We start from the raw sequence: 17,575 nt of genomic DNA on the forward strand, positions 1-17,575 counted from the left end.
CTGCCTTGGAGCGCACGCGGACGACGACAGCAGCTCGGCCCACCGCCGGGGAGGCGAGTGATGAGGAAGATCGTGTTGATGATGTCCGTCTCTCTCGACGGATACTTCGAGGGGCCCGGGCACGACATCTCCTGGCACCGCGTCGACGACGAGTTGCACCGGCATCTCAACGACACCGTCCGGCGGTTCGGGGGGCTGCTCAGCGGGCGGCGTACCTATGAGCTGATGGCCGGGTACTGGCCCACTGCCGACGCCGAACCGGACGCCCCCGCGGCGATCGTCGAGTTCGCCGGGATCTGGCGGGAGATGCCGAAGATCGTGTACTCGCGGACGGTGGAGACGGGCGAGTGGAACACCGTCGTCATGCGGGACGTGGTGCCCGGCGAGGTCAGGGCGCTGAAGGAGCGGACCGGCGGGGATCTCGGGCTGGGCGGGGCGGAGGTTGCCGCGGAGTTCATGCGGATGGGGCTGGTGGACGAGTACCGGGTCTACGTCCATCCCGTGCTCCTCGGGCAGGGCAGGCGCCTCTTCCCGCAGGCCGGCGAGATCGGCGCCGACCTCCGGCTCGTGGAGAGCCGCACCTTCGGCAACGGCGTCGTCCTCCTGCACTACGAACGCCACGACCTCGCAGGCAGCGGCGGATCATAAACACGTTGCCCGCGTCCCACCGCCCGGGTAGGAAGGGCGCATGACTGGACTCGGCGCCGTCTTCCGGCCCCAACTGCCTCCCGAAAGACTCCGTGACGTCGCTCGTGTCGCGGACGCCGGCGGGCTCGAGGAACTCTGGCTGTGGGAGGACTGCTTCCTGGAAGGCGGCATCTCCGCGGCCGCCGCGGCCCTTGCCTGGACCGAGCGGGTGCGCATCGGGGTCGGTCTGCTGCCCGTGCCGCTGCGGAACGTCGCCCTCACCGCGATGGAGGCCGCGACCCTGCACCGGATGTTCCCCGGACGCCCCGTCCTCGCCGTCGGACACGGAGTGCAGGACTGGATGGGGCAGGTGGGCGCCAGAGCGGAGTCGCCCGTCACCCTGCTGCGGGAGTATCTCCTCGCCCTGCGTGCCCTGCTGCGCGGAGAACGGGTCACCCACAGTGGACGGTACGTCAACCTCGACGACGTCGCGCTCGACTGGCCGCCCGCCGGTCCCGTACCCGTCCTGGCCGGCGCCACCGGGCCACGTTCCCTGCGGCTCACCGGCGAGGCCGCGGACGGCACCCTCCTGACCGCGTCCACCTCGCCCGACGGGGTGCGCCACGCCCGCCGGCTCATCGAGGAGGGGCGCGAGTCGGCGGGGCGGCAGGCGGATCCGCACGAGGTCGTCGTCTATCTGCTCGCCGCCACCGGGCCCGGCGCCGCCGAGCGCCTGCACGCCGAACTCGTCGCCGAGGGACTGCAGTCCGTGCCGGGTCTTGGCGCCGCCGGAGACGCCGGCGCCGTCGCGGAAGCCGTTCAGCGGCTCGCCGACGCCGGGGCCGACCGGGTGATCCTCCAGCCGACGGGCGACGAACCCGATCCCGAGGGCTTCGTCCGGTTCGTGGCGGAGGAGGTCCGGCCGCTCGTGCTGCCCTAGCCCGACGCCGACGCGTACAGCCGACGCGACGGACGAGACGGACCGGATGACGGTACGTCGGGGCTGGGAAAAATCGGCGGCGCCCGCGCGCCCGGTCCTGCGACCATCGCCTCATGGCCGACGACCCTTCCCGCGCCTTCGACCGTTCCCGTGCCTTCGACGACCTCGTCGCCGAGGGCGTCTCCGTGCCCACGGAGGGCTGGGACTTCTCCTGGTTCGAGGGGCGGGCCACGGAGGAGCGGCCCTCCTGGGGGTATGCCGTGTCGCTGGCCGTGCGGCTCGCGCGGGCCACCGCCGTGCTGGACCTGCAGACCGGGGGAGGGGAGGTACTGGACTTCGCCCTCGGCCGGGCCGGGAGAACGCCGGTGCTCACGGCCGCCACCGAAGGCTGGCCGCCGAACCTGGCGAAGGCCGCCGCCCTGCTCCGGCCGCGCGGCACCGTGGTCGTCGCCGCACCCGAGGAAGCGCCGCTGCCTTTCGCGGACGGCGCCTTCGACCTCGTCAGCAGCCGTCACCCGGTGACGCCGCACTGGGCGGAGATCGCCCGTGTCCTGGAGCCCGGCGGCAGCTACTTCGCCCAGCACGTCGGGCCCGCCAGCGCCGTCGAACTCGTCGAGTACTTCCTCGGGCCCCAGCCGGACGCCTCCCGCAACGCCCGCCACCCCGACCGCGAGCGCGCCGGGGCCGAGGCCGCCGGACTGGAGGTCGTCGACCTGCGTGCCGAACGGCTGCGCATGGAGTTCCACGACATCGCCGCCGTCGTCCACTTCCTGCGCAAGGTGATCTGGATGGTCCCCGGCTTCACCGTCGAGGCGTACGCGCCGCGGCTTCGCACCCTGCACCGGCGGATCGAGTCCGACGGCCCCTTCGTCGCCCACAGCACCCGGCACCTCATCGAGGCCCGGAAGCCGCTGGGCCGGGGCTGAGACTGGGGAACGGTCAGACGGTCAGACGGACAGACGGACCGCCCAAAGAATCGGGCATTACGGGCGTATCGCGCCCATGTTTCCATAGGCTACGCGCGTTGATCGCATTGTTATCGTCGGCGGCTCGCCTCCGTCCCCGTGCTTCACGTAAGTTCAGGCCAAGGTAATTCGCGCCAGCAAAGCTGCGCGGGCGGCACCGCGCAGTGGAGGGGGCTGCGCGGTGCCGTGTTCCTCGGCCGGCGACCTCGATGCGGTGGGGTCGCAAGCGGACGTTCACCCGCCGGAGGGACGCCGGGGCGAGTCGTCGTACGGCACCCGGAGCGCGGCAATCCTGAGGATTCCGCCCGCGTCCCCCACTGATCCCGCCGAATCTTCCCTGGTGAGCGGCCTGGATGGGGGTGCCGTGCGCCCTTGCGGTGATCCACCGCGCGGACATCGTGGCGTCGCCGCGCGAATTCGGAGAGTAATTGTGGGCCGCCGATGCACGCAGGAGCACTTACGAAGGGTTATGGTGGAAGCCCCCCCTCGGGCCGGTCCGTCTCCCCCCCACGGACCGGCCCGTTTTTTCTGCCCCGACGGACGACGGCGAGCACCTGACGCCACCCGCCCGTCACGGACCCCGCCGGTCGCCCGTCCCGGACCCCGCCGGTCGGATGTCCCGGACGGCTGTCACGGACCTCGCCACCCCGCCGTGCCAGACCCCGTCACCCCGCCGTGACGTCGGTGGACGGCCCCCGCGTGCCCCAACAGGCCGTGCCGCACGGGCCCTCCGGCCCCGTACCCGTGGGCGGAGCCCCGGCGCGGCGGGGGTAGGCTTCGCCTCCGGGGACCGCCCTGCGGAGCCCCCGGACCGCCAGCGGACAGGGCCCGCCCTCGGCCGAGCGCCGAGCCCGGGCCGTGCCTGTCCGATCAGTACGGAGGGGCTGACAATCACGTGAACCTGCGCGACAAGCTGCGCGGCCTGCTGGTCAGGGTCTACGCACGCCGGGTGGAAGGCCACCTGGACCACGCCCAGGTGCCCAAGCACATCGGCGTCATCATGGACGGCAACCGGCGCTGGGCGAAGGCCGCGGGTTCCACCACCGCCCAGGGGCACCAGGCCGGTGCCGACAAGATCGAGGAGTTCCTCGGCTGGTGTGCCGAGACGGACGTCGAGGTCGTCACCCTCTGGCTGTTCTCCACCGACAACTTCGGCCGGCCGGAGGAGGAACTCGTCCCCCTCCTCGGCATCATCGAGGACACCGTCCGCTCCCTCGCCGCCGACGGCCGCTGGCGCGTGCACCACGTCGGCGCGCTGGACCTGCTGCCGTCGGGGATGCAGCGCACCCTGAAGGAGGCCGAGGAGGCCACCGCGAACGTCGACGGGATACTGGTCAACGTCGCCATCGGCTACGGCGGCCGCCAGGAGATCGCCGACGCCGTGCGCTCGATGATCCTCAAAGCGGCGGAGCAGGGCACTCCGATGGAGGAGCTCGCCGAGGCCGTCGACGTCGACATGATCGGCCGCCACCTCTACACCCGCGCGCAGCCCGACCCCGACCTGGTGATCCGCACCAGCGGCGAGCAGCGGCTGTCCGGATTCATGCTGTGGCAGACCGCCCATTCGGAGTACTACTTCTGCGAAGTCTTCTGGCCGGCCTTCCGCAAGGTCGACTTCCTGCGCGCGCTGCGCGACTACGCGATGCGCCACCGCCGTTACGGCGGCTGAAACACGGGTTCTTCGGGCGCTGCCCACAGGCTCCGCACAGACTTCGCGCAGGCTGCGCGGAGGAGCCCGGTAATACCGCTCTTGGGGCGGAAGTAACGAGGAGTTCACCAGGGCGCCGTGGCGCGGCGTGGCATGGCGGCGTGAAATCGAGGGCATAAGGCAAGCAGGTCGACGCCCGAACCACGGGTGTCGGATCTCAGCGGACGGCTCGGGGCCGTCCGCCCGGGAGGCCCTTTGCACCAGCCCGATCGTGCGGTCACAGCACGGACGCAGTGGCGGAGGGCCGGTTCTCGGCCCGTTGTGCAACGCGGCCGTCGACCGGTCCAGCTCCTTCTCGTCGCTCCCCGACCTCATCCGAGGGGGTACGTCCTTCCGTGGTGACCAGCACAAAGCGCCACAAGCCCGACCGGCGCACCTATGTTCTCGACACCAGCGTCCTGCTGGCCGACCCGAACGCCCTGACCCGCTTCGACGAGCACGAGGTCGTGCTCCCCATCGTGGTGGTCACGGAGCTGGAGGCGAAGCGGCACCATCCCGAACTCGGCTACTTCGCCCGGCAGGCGCTGCGCCTGCTCGACGACTACCGGGTCAGGTACGGCCGCCTCGACGCCCCCATACCGATCGGGGAACTCGGCGGAACCGTGCGTGTCGAGCTCAACCACTCGGACCCCAGCGTGCTGCCCAGCGGCTACCGCCTGGGGGACAACGACTCCCGCATCCTCGCGGTCGCCCGCAACCTGCAGGCCGAGGGGTTCGACGTCACCGTCGTGTCGAAGGACCTGCCCCTGAGGATCAAGGCGTCGTCGGTGGGGCTCCTCGCGGAGGAGTACCGGGCCGAACTCGCCATCACCGACTCCTCCGGCTGGACCGGGATGTCCGAACTGACGCTGCCCGGCGACCAGGTGGACATCCTCTTCGAGGAGGGCCACGTATACGTCCCCGAGGCCGCCGACCTTCCGGTGCACACGGGCCTGACGATCCAGTCGGAGCGCGGCAAGGCCCTCGGCCGGGTCGCTCCCGACGGTAACGTCCGCCTGGTGCGCGGCGACCGGGAGGCGTTCGGCATCAAGGGCCGCAGCGCCGAACAGCGCATCGCGCTGGACCTGCTGCTCGACCCGGACGTCGGGATCGTGTCGATGGGCGGCCGGGCCGGCACCGGCAAGTCGGCGCTCGCGCTGTGCGCCGGCCTGGAGGCCGTGCTGGAGCGGCGCCAGCACCAGAAGGTGATGGTCTTCCGTCCGCTGTACGCGGTGGGCGGTCAGGAACTGGGCTACCTGCCCGGCAGCGAGGCCGAGAAGATGAGCCCCTGGGCGCAGGCGGTCTTCGACACGCTCTCGGCGGTCACCAGCCGCGAGGTCATAGAAGAGGTCACCGCGCGCGGGATGCTGGAGGTCCTCCCGCTGACCCACATCCGTGGACGCTCCCTGCACGACGCGTTCGTGATCGTGGACGAGGCCCAGTCGCTGGAGCGGAACGTCCTGCTGACCGTCCTGTCCCGCATCGGCGCCAACTCGCGGGTCGTCCTGACCCACGACGTGGCGCAGCGGGACAACCTGCGGGTGGGCCGCTACGACGGTGTGGTCGCCGTCGTGGAGAAGCTGAAGGGGCATCCGCTGTTCGCGCATGTCACGCTGACGCGGTCCGAGAGGTCCCAGATCGCGGCCCTTGTGACCGAAATGCTGGAGGACGGGCAGATCTGACGGATCTGATCAATATCGACCGATCCAGTCGATCCAGTCGATCCAGTCGATCCAGTCGATCCAGCCGATCCAGTCGATCCAACCGATCCAGTCGATCCAACCGATTCGACCCATTCGGTCGATTCGACGGTGATCTGCACAATTCAGCAGATCTGACTGATCTGATGGATCTGACGGGTCTGATGATCGACAACCGATAAGGGCTGATTGCGCGTCAGTCGGCGCCGCCCGGCAAAGGTCGAGAGCCTAGCCGGGCGGCGCCTTCGCGTGTGGCGGTTCCTTGAAATACCCAGGGTGAAAACGGATGTGAGCTTTCACACGCAACTCGGAATTGCCACCCGGCGTCCGCTTGCGGCAGAGTCTCACTCCTGTCAGGCCCCGCATACGACACACCTGTACCTGTACCCCCTGTGGGTGCCCCCAGGCCCTTCGGGCGCCCGGGGAAGTACGGCACAACCGAAGCACCACCGCCAACTCCATAGCGTCGTCGTATGCCGCCCGAGCACCACGCGGCGCTCCCCTCGCGGGAGTTGCCCACCGGGCCCGTGCCTCCCGTGACCCCGCAGTTGGGAGGCCAGCGTCAGGGGCACGATTGCGTCCGCCAGGGTCACCGAAGCGGGCGATGCTGGAAGGAAACCGTGTGAGCCGGATCTCGGTCCGGGGATTCGCAGTGGCCTCGGCCACCGCGGTCACCGCTGTCGGAAGCGTCGTCGGCGTTGCCTCGGGCAGCACCGCACAGACCAACGACGCAGAGGCGGCAGCAGACGCGACGCTTCTCGCGGACATCCCGGCGGGTCAGCAGGCCCAGGTGCAGACCGCGTCCCTGACGCAGCAGGCCGACGCGCAGGCCATCGCCGCCGACGCCACCGCCAAGAAGGACGCCGAGGAGGCCGCCCGCAAGGCAGCCGCCGAGACCGCGATCGCGAAGAAGGAGGCCGCCCAGAAGGCGGCCAAGGAAGCCAAGGAGCGCGCCGAGGCGAAGGCGGCGGCCAGCCGCAGCGCCACCCGCGACGCCTCCACCTTCTCCGTGCAGAGCTCCTACTCCGTCGCCGAAATACAGGCGATGGCGCGGCAGATGGTGCCGAGCGGCCAGTTCCAGTGCTTCAGCAACATCGTGGACCACGAGTCCAGCTGGAACTACCACGCCGTCAACGCGTCCTCCGGCGCCTACGGCCTCTTCCAGGCTCTGCCGGCCTCCAAGTACTCGTCCGCCGGCGCCGACTGGCAGACCAACCCGGCCACCCAGATCAAGTGGGGCCTGAACTACATGAACAGCCGGTACGGCAGCCCGTGCGACGCCTGGTCGTTCTGGCAGGCCAACCACTGGTACTGAGCCGCCGAGGCCCGCGGCATCGTCTCTCAACCTCGCGCAGCCCCTCCCCGTCCTAGGGGGAGGGGCTTTCGCCCTGTACGGTCGTACACGGCGGCTCCAGGGGCTCCAGGGGGGAGTGATGGGGACAGACGGGGGAAGAGGACGGATCATGTCGCGAGTGCCAGGGTGGCTCGGCCGGCTCGGGGCCGGACTGACCGAGGTGAGTGAGCGGCTCGACGAGCGTCGTGCCGAGGTGGCGCGGGAGTCGACCGAGGAGGAACAGACGCCCGCCGTGGACCAGGCCCCGCTCCCCGACCACGTGACCGTCGTCGCGGCCCGCCCCGATCCCGCGCAGGCCGTCCCGTGGGGAGTGCGCGTCGCCGCCGAGGCCGGCTGGCGGCTGCTGGTGCTGGCCGGCACGGTATGGGTGCTGATGCGCATCATCAGCGCCGTTCAGCTCGTGGTGCTGGCCTTCGTGGTCGCCGTGCTCATCACCGCGCTGCTGCAGCCCACGGTGGCCCGCCTGCGGCGGCACGGGGTGCCGCGCGGCCCGGCCACCGCGCTGACCGCGATCCTCGGCTTCGTCGTGATGGGGCTGATCGGGTGGTTCGTGACCTGGCAGGTCATGGAGAACATCGACAACCTCTCCAGCCAGATCCAGGACGGCATCGACGAGTTGCGCAAGTGGCTGCTCAACAGCCCCTTCCACGTCACCGACAAGCAGGTCAACCAGATAGCCGAGAACCTGCGGGACGCGGTCGGGGCCAACACCGACCAGATAACGTCCGCCGGGCTCGAGGGCGTGACGGTGGTCGTCGAGGCGCTGACCGGCATCCTGCTGGCGTTCTTCTCGACGCTGTTCCTGCTCTACGACGGCGAGAACATCTGGCGCTGGCTGCTCCGGCTGGTGCCGGCGGCGGCCCGGCCGGGCATCGCGGGCGCCGGACCGCGGGCGTGGCGCACGCTGACCGCCTACGTGCGCGGCACGGTGCTCGTGGCGCTGATAGACGCCATCTTCATCGGCCTGGGCATCTACTTCCTCGACGTGCCGATGGCCGTCCCGCTGGCCGTGTTCATCTTCCTGTTCTCCTTCATCCCGCTGGTCGGCGCCGTGGCCTCCGGAGCGCTGGCGGTGGTGGTCGCGCTGGTCACCCAGGGCGTGTTCACGGCGGTGATGACGCTCGCCGTCGTGCTGGCGGTGCAGCAGATCGAGGGGCACATCCTCCAGCCGTTCATCCTGGGCCGGGCGGTGCGCGTGCACCCGCTGGCCGTGGTGCTGTCGGTGGCCGCGGGCGGCATGGTGGCCGGCATCGGCGGCGCGGTGGTCGCCGTACCGCTGGTGGCGGTGACGAACACGGTGGTCGGGTACCTGCGGTCGTACGCGCGCGAACAGGTGGTGCTGCGCGCCCAGCCGCGGCAGGCCGCCACCGTGCCCCAGGAAGCGGCCGTGGCGGCCGGGAGTACGGCGCTGCCGGCCGGGGACGGCGGCGGGGACGCGGAAGGCCCCGCCCACCAGGGGTGAGCGGGGCCCTCTTACGACGGCCGGTCCGCAGGGTTACGCGGACTCGGACAGCACCGCTTCGGCGTCCAGGGTCGCGGCGACCGCCTGGACCACCGAGGCGATCTTGAACGCCTCCTGGACGACCTCACGGCCGATGCCCGCCTTGCGCAGCACCTGCTCGTGCGAGTCGAGGCACGCGCCGCAGCCGTTGACCGCGGACACCGCGAACGACCAGAGCTCGAAGTCGACCTTGTCGACGCCGGGGTTGCCGATGACGTTCATCCGCAGGCCCGCGCGCAGGTTCTCGTACTCGTGGTCCGAGAGCAGGTGGCGGGTGCGGTAGAAGACGTTGTTCATCGCCATGACGGCCGCGGCGGCCTTGGCGGCGGTGTACGCCTCCGGCGACAGGTTGGCCTTCGCGTCCGGCGCCAGCTCGCGCAGCACGATCGGGGAGCGCGAGGCGATCGCGGTCGCCAGCACCGTGCCCCAGAGCTGCTGCGCCGGCAGGTCGGAGTTGCCGATGACCGAGCCCAGGTTGAGCTTGAGGTCCTTGGCGTAGTCCGGAACGGCCGCCTTCAGGGAGTCGAGGGACATCTCAGGTCACTCCCCGGCCAGCAGCTTGACCGGGTCGAGCGTCTCGTCGCCCTTGGACCAGTTGCACGGGCACAGCTCGTCGGTCTGCAGGGCGTCCAGGACCCGCAGGACCTCCTTGGGGTTACGGCCGACGGAGCCGGCGGTCACCATGGAGAACTGGATCTCGTTGTTCTGGTCGACGACGAAGACGGCACGCTTGGCGAAGCCCTCCTCGTCCTCGATGCCCAGCGCCCGCATGAGCTCGTGCTTGGAGTCCGCCATCATCGGGAACGGCAGGTCGCGCAGGTCGTCGTGGTCCTTGCGCCAGGCGTGGTGGACGAACTCCGAGTCGCCGGAGAAGCCGAGGACCTGGGCGTCGCGGTCGGCGAACTCGTCGTTCAGCTTGCCGAAGGCGGCGATCTCGGTCGGGCACACGAAGGTGAAGTCCTTGGGCCAGGCGAAGATCACCTTCCACTTGCCCTCGTAGGTCTTGTGGTCGATCTTCTCGAACTCCTTGCCCTTCTCCAGCGAGACGCAGGCGGTCAGTTCGAACTCGGGGAACTTGTCACCGACAGTGAGCACGCGCTCTCCTTGCAGCGAAGAAACGCCGCTTTTGGCAGCGTTTCCCATGGGTTGGACGCTGCTGATGTTGGCACACCGTGCATTGATTACGGAAATAGCTACACTCGGTCGTGTTGATCGGAGGTGGCTATCAGTGACGGTGAGCAACAGGCGGCGGCAGCCCACTCTGGCGCAGTTGCGCGCCTTCGCCGCGGTCGCCGAGCACCTGCACTTCCGCGACGCGGCCGCCGCGATCGGCATGAGCCAGCCCGCCCTCTCCGGCGCCGTGTCGGCGCTGGAGGACATCCTCGGGGTGACGCTGCTGGAGCGCACCACCCGCAAGGTGCTGCTCTCGCCCGCGGGGGAGCGGCTCGCGGTGCGGGCCGGGGCGGTGCTGGACGAGGTGGCCGCGCTCATGGAGGAGGCCGAGGCGGTCCGGGCCCCGTTCACCGGAGCCCTGCGGCTCGGTGTGATCCCGACCGTGGCACCCTACCTGCTGCCCACCGTCCTGAATCTGGTGCGCGAACGGTACCCGGACCTCGACCTCCAGGTCCACGAGGAGCAGACCGCCAGCCTCCTCGAGGGCCTGACCGGCGGCCGCCTCGACCTGCTGCTGCTCGCGGTGCCCCTCGGCGTGCCCGGCATCGTCGAACTGCCGCTTTTCGACGAGGACTTCGTGCTCGTCACGCCCTCCAGCCACTGGCTCGGCGGCCGTGACGGCATACCGCGCGAGGCCCTGAAGGAGCTCAACCTGCTGCTCCTGGACGAGGGGCACTGCCTGCGCGACCAGGCGCTCGACATCTGCCGCGAGGCGGGCCGCGAGGACGCCCCGGTCACCACCACGGCGGCCGGGCTGTCCACCCTCGTGCAGCTCGTGGCCGGGGGGCTCGGCTGCACCCTGCTGCCGCGCACCGCGCTGAAGGTGGAGACCACCCGCAGCAGCCGGCTCCTCACCGCCTGCTTCGCCGACCCCGCCCCCTCCCGCCGCGTCGCCCTCGCCATGCGCACCGGGGCCGCCCGCGGCGGCGAGTACACCGAACTGGCGGCCGCTCTGCGGCAGGCGCTGCGCCCGCTTCCGGTACGGGTCCTCGGCTCCGCCGGGTGAGCTCCGCGGGGCCGAGGATCGCCGGGTGAGCCCCGCACCGGCCCGTCGGCGGGGCGCACCGGGCGGCCGGGCGGGAGGAACGGCGCGCGGGCTACTCGGTGCGCAGGCCGTCCGGGCGCATCAGCCTGAGCAGCGGGGGCAGGCTCAGCAGGGTCACCAGCAGGACGACCCCCGCCCCGACGCCGGTCATCGACAGCACGGACGCCCAGTCCACGCGCACGGTCGTGCCCGTCATCCGCAGCAGCACCGTGCCCAGCGTCAGCCCGACCGCGGCCGCCAGCAGCAGCCCCAGGCCGATCGGGATCGCCGTCTGCCACAGCACCGACAGGCTGAGGGTGCGGCGCCGGGTGCCGAAGGCGACGAGGGACGACAGCAGTTTCCGGCGTTCCCGCAACTGCTCCAGCTGCGACACCAGCAGGCTCGCGCCGATCAGCGCCAGCACACAGGCGGCGCCCACGTTCAGGCCGGTGCGGATGGAGGTGAACCGGTCCGACTGCCGGGTGGAGGTCCACATCATCGGCTCCCTCAGCGGATCGATGGCCGCCGCCGTGTTCCGCACCCGGTCGCGCACGTCGGGCACGGACTCGTCGAGGTCGAGGTAGACCTGCCCGGTCAGGGCCGGCGCGGCCCGGGAGGTCACCGCCTTCGGCGTGGCCAGGAAGCCGTCCCGCTTGGATCCGGTCATGTCCTTGCGCGACGCGGCCCGCTTCAGGGTCGCCGGGAGGCTCCAGGGGATCTCCGCGCCCTTCGTCGAGTCCTGGTAGCCCGGGTCGACGTACACGGTCCCGGAGCCCTTCGCCATCGCGGCCGTCTGGGCGTCCCCGTCGTCGGCGCCGTGCAGGGCGAAGACGTCTCCGTCACGGCAGGACGGCAGGTCGGCCAGCTCGCGCAGCGCCGCGCAGTCGCCGACCGTCAGTCGTGCGGCGGCGCGGGGATCGCTGCGCCGGTCGCCGACGTAGCCCTCGGAGTACGCGTACGCCGTGCGCACCCCCTGAGTCCCGCGCAACTGCCCCGCCGCCCGGTCGAGCGGCACCTCCTTCGGCACCGACACCTGCATCTGCGCCCGCTTCATGTCGAACCCGGTGTCCTTGGTGTAGTCGCCCTCGATGCCGGCGAACAGCATCTGCAGCGCGATCGCCCCGGCCACCGCCACCGCGATGCCGTTGACCATGCGGGCGGCCGTGCCGCTGCTCAACTGGAGTCGGCGAACCGCAAGTTGCCAGGCCACCCCGCCCCCGCCGAGCCGGGCGACGGCCGTTTCGACGACCCACGGCAGCAGCGCGGTGACGCCGACCAGGAGCAGCATGACGCCGCCGATCACCAGGTACTGGTTGAAGTCGCCGTTGTCCCGGCCCATCCCGACCATCGGGTAGAGCATCGCCAGGCCGGCCAGCGGCAGCAGCAGCCGCCACCACAGCCGTCGGCGCGCGGGCTTCGCCGTACGGACCACGCCCAGCGGTTCGATGACCACCCCGCGCAGCGCGAGCAGCGTGACCAGCACGGCGGCCGCCGGGACGGCGACGGCGACCAGCAGGGCCAGCCCGGGGGAGGGGTTGAGGTAGCTCGGGAACACGCTGATGCGGAACACCTCGACGGACCCGGCGAGCTGACGGCAGATCAGGAAGAAGCCGGCCCCGAGGACCAGTCCGAGCACCGCGCCCCCGACTGCCTCCCCGGCCGCGATCCGCCGGGTCATCCGGCTGTCGGAACCGACCAGTCGCAGCGCCGCGAGCCGCCGGTCGCGCCGCTCGCCGCCGAACCGCACGGCCGCCGCGATGAACACCGCGACCGGCATCAGCAGCACCACGAACACGACCAGGATCAGCAGGATCAGCACCGGGTCGGACCGCTCGGGGCTCGGGTGCGGGTCCCCGAACCGGTCGATCCGCGCGATCTGGCCATGGTCGATCTTCGACTCGAGTCCCTGGCCGCCGCGGTAGAAGGCGAGTTCGGCCGAGCCGATCAGACCGCTCTCGCCGATGGTCCCGACGATCTTCTCGTGCAGCCGCTCGCGCAGCAGCTTGCCCTCGCCGGACTCCAGCAGCCGCTTCAGCGCCGGGGAGACGAACATCTCGCCCGCCGCCGGGAACCTCGCGAGCCCCGGAGGCAGCGGCGCCCGCGGCCCCTCGGGCTCGAGCTCCCGGCCCCGGATGTCCTTGTCCCGGAAGGTCGATTCGAGGTTCGCCACGATCAGGGTGTCGTCCGCCTTCGGCAGCGGATCCTGGTTGAAGGTGATGTCCGTGCGCGCGGTCTCCCGGTCGTGCCGTACGGCCAGCGCGTTCGGCAGCGCGGTCGTCAGCAGCAGCAGCGCCACCCCGAGCCCGACGCCGACGGCCGTCAGCAGGGTGCGCGTCCAGCCCTCACGTCCGCCGGCGTAGGCGAAGCGGACCCCCATGGCCAGATCCCCGGCCCACCGCCGGACGCTCATACCGCGTGCTCCATGTCCCGGGACCTGCCGTCGCGTACCACGATCTCGCGGTCGGACCAGGCGGCCACCCGTGCCTCGTGCGTGACGAGCACGACGGCGGCGTTGGCCGAGCGGGCGGCGTCGGTGAGCAGTTCCATCACGCGCTCGCCGTTGAGCGAGTCGAGCGCGCCGGTCGGCTCGTCGGCGAACACCATCCGGGGGCTGGTGACCAGCGCCCGGGCGACCGCGACGCGCTGCCCCTGGCCGCCGGAGACCTCGCCGGGGCGTTTCCGGCCGAGGTCGTCGACCTCGAGGCGCCGCATCCAGGACAGCGCGGTCCGCTCGGCCTCCTTGCGGGGTGTGCCGTTCAGCCGCAGCGGCAGGGCGACGTTCTCGACGCAGGTCAGCTCCGGCACGAGCTGCCCGAACTGGAACACGAACCCGAACTCCGAGCGCCGCAGCCGGCTGCGCTCGGCGTCGTTCATCGTCGCCATCTCGCGCCCGTCGTACAGGATCGACCCCGAGTCGGGGGTGACGATCCCGGCGAGGCAGTGCAGCAGCGTCGACTTGCCGGACCCGGAGGGGCCCATCACGGCGACGACCTCGCCGGGGTGGATGGAGAAGCCGGCGCCGTCGAGGGCGACCGTCGGCCCGTAGGCCTTGTGCAGGTCACGGGCCACCAGCAGGGAGCCGGCCGGCGCGGACGGGGGAGAGGGCGTGGGGTTCACGGGGTCACCGCCTGCGCGAGCTTGTCCAGGCGCGCGGCGGTGAGCTCCAGCCAGCGCAGGTCGGCCTCCAGGTGGAACAGGGCGTGGTCGCAGATGAGCTGGTCGGCCAGGTCGCCCTTGCGTTTGCGGTCGGTCAGCGCCCGCATCATGCGCAGGTGCTCGGCCCGCTGGGTGTCGAGGATGTCGGCGGCGTCGCGCCGGGTGAGCAGTGCGAGGACGACCTTGGTGTAGAGGGTCGACTGCAGGTACGGCTCGGGCTTCTCCGGCGTCGCCAGCCACCGCTCGACGTCGGTGACGCCGGCCTCGGTGATCGCGTACCGCTTCCGCTCGGGTCCGTCGCCCGGCTCGATGCCGTCGACTTCGACGAGCCCGTTCCTCAGCAGGCGGGACATCGTCGAGTAGACCTGGCCGTAGTGCAGCGGCCGGTCGTGACCGAACTTCTCGTCGAAGGCCCGCTTGAGGTCGTAACCGTGGCGGGGCCCGGACTCCAGGAGTCCCAGGAGTGTGTGACCGATGGACATGGGAGCACTATACGTACCGTGTATACGCGGTGTGTATACGTCGCGTGCGCCGACCGGTGGCGACCGGCGCACCCGTGCAGGTGGCGGCCGATTGTCACGGTTCTGGAACAGAGCCCCGCCGGTGGTCGCGGCCGGGGGCGCCGCGTGGTGTGCCGCACTGTCGCGTGCGTCGCACTTTGCCACCCGGAAGCAACCCTCGGCGTCCGCCGGACGTCGGCTCTGTTGGTGCGGGTGCTGATTCTCACGCCCGCGGAACGCCGGATCGGCGGGCCTTTGCCTCATCTCACGGTGTTAGCTTTCTGAGCTGACCTGTGCGGCGAACCTGTGTGACAACCGAGCACACATGAGCGAAGCGGAGCGGAACGGACCAATGGGACGAGCGGAAGAGAGACGAGCGCGGCAGCGCGGTGCCCGCCGCGCGACGCCCCTGCGCTCGTCCGGCACGACGGCGTCCACGGACGCGTCCGGGACGCCGGCGGCCGCGGGAGGCCGCGCCGCGGCCCGCCGGGCGGCCAGGGGCCAGGGCGAGGGCAGAGGCAGGGGCGGGAACAGGAACGGCGACGGCAGGAGCCTCATACGCCGGCTGTTCACCTGGAAGAAGATCGTCGGCACGGTCTTCGGCTTCACCCTGCTCGGCATGCTCGGCTTCGTCGTGCTGTACATGATGATCGACATCCCCAAGGGGAACGCCGACGCGACGCTGCAGAGCAACGTCTACAAGTACAGCGACGGCAGCCTCATGACCCGCAGCGGTGAGCGCAACCGCGAGATCGTGGACCTGGCGAAGGTGCCCAAGAAGGTCCAGCTCACCTTTGTCGCCGCCGAGAACAAGACCTTCTACAAGGACGCGGGCGTCGACTTCCGGGGCACGGCCCGCGGTCTGCTCAACACGCTCTCCGGCAAGGGCGCGCAGGGCGGCTCGACGATCACCCAGCAGTACGTCAAGAACTACTACCTGACCCAGAACCAGACCATCACGCGCAAGCTGAAGGAACTGGTCATCTCCCTGAAGCTGGACCGCGAGAAGTCCAAGGACTACATCCTCGCCGGCTACATCAACACCAGCTACTACGGCCGCGGCGCCTACGGCATCCAGGCCGCCGCGCAGGCCTACTACCGCGTCGACGCCGAGGAACTCTCCGTCCAGCAGGGCGCCTACCTCGCCGCCCTGCTGCAGGCGCCGAGCCAGTACGACTGGGCCGTCGCCTCCGATACCGGCAGGGAGCTGGTCAGGAACCGCTGGAACTACGTCCTGGACAACATGGTCGAGGAGGGCTGGCTGGACAAGGCCAAGCGCCAGGACATGAAGTTCCCGATCCCGAAGGCGCCCAAGGCCGCGCCCGGCATGGGCGGCCAGGTCGGCTACCTGGTCGACGCGGCCAACGCCCAGCTGGCCCGGCAGCTGGTGGCCCAGGGCACCGCCGACAACACCAACGACGCCATGACGATGGTCAACGCCGGCGGCTGGACCGTCACCCTCAACATCGAGAAGAAGAAGCAGGCGGCGCTGGAGGAGGCCGCCAAGTCGCAGCTCACCAGCAAGCTGGACAAGAAGAAGCGCAAGGTCGACGGGAACGTCCAGGCCGGCGCCGTGTCCGTGAACCCGAAGACCGGCGCGGTGGTCGCGATGTACGGCGGCAAGAACTACTACGAGCACTACCGCAACAACGCCACCCGCACCGACTACCAGCCCGCCTCGACGTTCAAGCCGGTGATCCTCGCCGCCGCCCTCGACGAGGGCGCCGAGACGCAGGACGGCAAGACGATCAGCGCGAACACCCTGTACGACGGCACCAGCAACCGCCAGGTCGTCGACGGCGGCAGCAAGGTCGGGTTCGCCCCCGAGAACGAGGACCAGCAGAACTACGGCGACATCACCGTCCAGACGGCGATGAACAAGTCCGTCAACTCGGTCTTCGCACAGATGGGCGTCGACGTCGGCATGGACAAGGTGCTCCAGGTCGCCGGCCACCTCGGCATGGACACCACCGACCTGCAGGCGGTGCCCGCGCAGACCCTCGGCACCATGGGCGCCAGCCCGCTGCAGATGGCCGGCGTCTACGCCACCCTCGACAACCACGGCAAGAAGGTCACCCCGACCATCATCAAGGCCGTCGAGCACAGCACCCACAGCGTCGAGCTGCCCGACCCGATCGGCGCGCAGGTCATCAGCCGGGAGGCCGCCGACACGGTCACCTCCGTGCTCACCGGCGTGGTCGACGACGGTACGGCCAAGAAGTCGGTGCGGGACAACGCCCAGCGCGACGGGCGCAAGGTCGCCGGCAAGACCGGCACCTCCGACGAGAACCGGTCGGCCTGGTTCACCGGCTACACGCCCGACCTGGTCACCTCGGTCGGCCTGTTCGGCGAGGACGCCAAGACCGGCGCGCAGGTCTCGATGTACGAGGCGGGCGGCCTGCCCCGGGTCAACGGCGGCGGCTTCCCGGCACAGATCTGGGCGACGTACACCTTCGGCGTCTCCAAGACCGGCCTGAAGTTCGACCTGGAGACCACGCAGGGCGCGGCGGTCCAGCCGACGGTCAGCGCGACGCCGAGCGAGACGCCGAGCGAGACGCCCAGCGAGACGCCCAGCGAGACGCCGACGAGCGCGGCGCCGACGTCGCAGACGCCCACGCAGACGCCCTCCCAGACGCCGTCGCAGACGCCCACGCAGACGCCGTCCCAGACGCCGTCGCAGACGCCGACGACCGGCAACCCGGTGGATCCGGTCAACCCGGCCCCGTAGCAGGCGACCACGCGTGAAGGGGGGGCGGGGGGGGGGGGGGGGGGGGGGGGGGGTTGGGCGGGGGGGGGGGGGGGGGGGGGGGGGGGGGGGGGGGGGTGGTTGGGGGGGGGGGGGGGGGGGGGGGGGGGGGGGGGGGGGGGGGGGGGTGGCGAGGGGGGGGGGGGGGACCCCCCCCCCCCCCCCCCCTCCCTCTTCTTTTGCCTGGTGCCGGCCCCCCCGC

At 71.1% G+C, this 17,575-nt stretch carries 14 protein-coding genes; 9 read left to right on the forward strand and 5 right to left on the reverse strand.

From position 1 onward, the window contains the following. Positions 1-60 precede the first annotated feature (60 nt). The 7 genes from ACZ5GT_RS25960 to ACZ5GT_RS25990 all read left to right on the forward strand — a co-directional run bounded on the left by ACZ5GT_RS25960 (position 61) and on the right by ACZ5GT_RS25990 (position 8,735). The gene (locus tag ACZ5GT_RS25960) at positions 61-648 is read left to right on the forward strand and encodes a dihydrofolate reductase family protein (RefSeq protein WP_469030881.1); all 588 of its coding nucleotides are present in this window, start codon (positions 61-63) and stop codon (positions 646-648) included. A 40-nt stretch (positions 649-688) separates the two neighbouring features. Next, positions 689-1,567 (forward strand): LLM class flavin-dependent oxidoreductase, encoded by an 879-nt coding sequence (locus ACZ5GT_RS25965; protein WP_469030883.1) that lies wholly within the window; start codon positions 689-691, stop codon positions 1,565-1,567. 113 nt (positions 1,568-1,680) lie between these two features. Beyond that, positions 1,681-2,493, forward strand: coding sequence for a methyltransferase domain-containing protein (locus tag ACZ5GT_RS25970; protein WP_469030886.1), 813 nt, complete (start codon positions 1,681-1,683; stop codon positions 2,491-2,493). A gap of 934 nt (positions 2,494-3,427) precedes the next feature. After that, on the forward strand, positions 3,428-4,201 hold the full coding sequence (locus ACZ5GT_RS25975; RefSeq protein WP_469030890.1) for an isoprenyl transferase: 774 nt from the start codon (positions 3,428-3,430) through the stop codon (positions 4,199-4,201). Positions 4,202-4,575: 374 nt separating this feature from the next. Continuing rightward, entirely contained in the window at positions 4,576-5,901 is a 1,326-nt protein-coding gene (locus tag ACZ5GT_RS25980; protein WP_469030893.1) for a PhoH family protein, read from the forward strand. A 640-nt stretch (positions 5,902-6,541) separates the two neighbouring features. Beyond that, positions 6,542-7,234, forward strand: a complete 693-nt coding sequence (locus tag ACZ5GT_RS25985; protein WP_469030897.1) for an aggregation-promoting factor C-terminal-like domain-containing protein — start codon at positions 6,542-6,544, stop codon at positions 7,232-7,234. Positions 7,235-7,382: 148 nt separating this feature from the next. Continuing rightward, positions 7,383-8,735: an AI-2E family transporter gene (locus ACZ5GT_RS25990; RefSeq protein WP_469030899.1), complete on the forward strand. Its 1,353-nt coding sequence runs from the start codon at positions 7,383-7,385 to the stop codon at positions 8,733-8,735. A gap of 33 nt (positions 8,736-8,768) precedes the next feature. On the opposite strand, the gene ACZ5GT_RS25995 is transcribed toward ACZ5GT_RS25990, so the two are convergent. After that, a complete protein-coding gene (locus ACZ5GT_RS25995; protein ID WP_469030901.1) occupies positions 8,769-9,308 on the reverse strand; it encodes an alkyl hydroperoxide reductase in 540 nt (179 codons plus the stop codon). Positions 9,309-9,314: 6 nt separating this feature from the next. Beyond that, positions 9,315-9,869: a peroxiredoxin gene (locus ACZ5GT_RS26000; protein WP_469030905.1), complete on the reverse strand. Its 555-nt coding sequence runs from the start codon at positions 9,867-9,869 to the stop codon at positions 9,315-9,317. Positions 9,870-10,002: 133 nt separating this feature from the next. Between ACZ5GT_RS26000 and ACZ5GT_RS26005 the strand changes: the two genes are divergently transcribed. Then, a complete protein-coding gene (locus ACZ5GT_RS26005; protein WP_469030909.1) occupies positions 10,003-10,953 on the forward strand; it encodes a LysR substrate-binding domain-containing protein in 951 nt (316 codons plus the stop codon). A gap of 91 nt (positions 10,954-11,044) precedes the next feature. Here ACZ5GT_RS26005 and ACZ5GT_RS26010 read toward each other — a convergent pair whose 3' ends face one another. Genes ACZ5GT_RS26010 through ACZ5GT_RS26020 form a run of 3 tightly spaced genes read right to left on the reverse strand, consistent with a single transcriptional unit; the run spans position 11,045 to position 14,609 of the window. Next, complete coding sequence (locus ACZ5GT_RS26010) at positions 11,045-13,381, reverse strand: ABC transporter permease (protein ID WP_469030913.1); 2,337 nt, start codon at positions 13,379-13,381, stop codon at positions 11,045-11,047. Next, the gene (locus tag ACZ5GT_RS26015; protein ID WP_469030917.1) at positions 13,378-14,088 is read right to left on the reverse strand and encodes an ABC transporter ATP-binding protein; all 711 of its coding nucleotides are present in this window, start codon (positions 14,086-14,088) and stop codon (positions 13,378-13,380) included. The genes ACZ5GT_RS26010 and ACZ5GT_RS26015 overlap by 4 nt, the downstream gene beginning before the upstream one ends. Then, on the reverse strand, positions 14,085-14,609 hold the full coding sequence (locus ACZ5GT_RS26020; RefSeq protein ID WP_469030920.1) for a PadR family transcriptional regulator: 525 nt from the start codon (positions 14,607-14,609) through the stop codon (positions 14,085-14,087). The genes ACZ5GT_RS26015 and ACZ5GT_RS26020 overlap by 4 nt, the downstream gene beginning before the upstream one ends. Before the next feature lie 370 nt (positions 14,610-14,979). On the opposite strand from ACZ5GT_RS26020, the gene ACZ5GT_RS26025 reads away from it, so the two are divergent. Further along, positions 14,980-17,355, forward strand: coding sequence for a transglycosylase domain-containing protein (locus ACZ5GT_RS26025; RefSeq protein ID WP_469030924.1), 2,376 nt, complete (start codon positions 14,980-14,982; stop codon positions 17,353-17,355). Positions 17,356-17,575: the final 220 nt, after the last annotated feature.

It is taken from the genome of Streptomyces sp. NPDC031340, assembly GCF_055569945.1.